We start from the raw sequence: 1,142 nt of genomic DNA, 5'->3' as shown, positions 1-1,142 counted from the left end.
GGTATTCAGGAGAAAGGGGAAATTGAAGGGGTTTATTTAGCGAATAGCTTACAGGAAGGCTTTGTGTATCATGCGTTGAACCAGGGAGATAAAGATGATGCCTACAGGGTACAGTTGATCTGGGACTACCATAGTAAAATAAATGAAGAGAAGTTAAAAGATTCCTGGAAACGTACCCAGGCCGCTTATCCGTCGTTGAGACTTCGTTTTGACTGGAATGGTGAGATCGTACAGGTTATTGATAAAGAAGGCGAGGTAGACTGGCGCTACCAGGATATCAGTGGAATGAGTAAAGAGGCTCAGGAAACCCTGATCGGAGAAATCACACAGAAAGATCGCTTTGAGGTGTATGACCTTACTCAGGGAAGTCTTTTCAGGGTGTATCTATTCAAAAGAGGAGATAGCCACTACAGCTGTTTATTCAGTAACCACCATGCAATTCTGGATGGCTGGAGTATGCCTATCATTCTCAATAGCATCCATGACCATTACCTGGGTCAGCTTAAAGGAGAGGCTCTCTCTCCGGCAGCAGATTCTGCCTATGCTTTGACCCAGCAGTACCTTCAGTCCCACAAAGAGGACAGTGCAGAGTTCTGGAATACGTATATGGGCTTACTGGAAGACCAGGAAGATCTGAGCAGTTTAGTAAAAGAAGACCAGCGTCATATTGACTTAGGAACTTACCGTCATATCCAGGATCATCAGCATATAAAAATGCAGATTGAGGGTGTTCAGTACCATACATTGAAGAGCTTTACCAAAGAGCATGGCTTTACGGTGAATGCCGTACTTCAATACTTGTGGCATAAGCAGCTGAGTATTTACAGTGGTTTAGGGACGAGTGTTGTAGGGACAACGGTTTCAGGAAGAAGCTTACCGGTTGATGGGATAGAATCTTCAGCGGGATTATATATCAACACGCTGCCATTGATTGTGAGCCATGAAGATGGCCGGGTTGTGGATCAGATCACAGAGATTCAGAATAGAATAAGTGAGCTCAATACACACAGTGACATCAACCTTGCAGCATTGCACCATGATGGACGCAGGATTTTCAGCAGCTTATTTGTGTATGAGAACTATCCGGTACCTAAGGGAGGTGAGGGTAATGAGTTGGGATTTGTATTCATGGACTCTGTAGA

Annotated in this window: 1 protein-coding gene; it reads left to right on the top strand. The window is 44.4% G+C overall.

Annotation, left to right across the window (positions count from 1 at the left end; genetic code table 11):
- The coding region (locus DRF57_RS23410; protein WP_241508053.1) for a condensation domain-containing protein at positions 1-1,142 on the top strand (1,142 nt) is incomplete at both ends.

The sequence above is a fragment of the Chryseobacterium rhizosphaerae genome, from assembly GCF_003385455.1.
In the GTDB taxonomy this organism is placed as follows: Bacteria; Bacteroidota; Bacteroidia; order Flavobacteriales; family Weeksellaceae; genus Chryseobacterium; species Chryseobacterium rhizosphaerae.
This window is presented reverse-complemented; position numbering and strand designations above follow the sequence as displayed.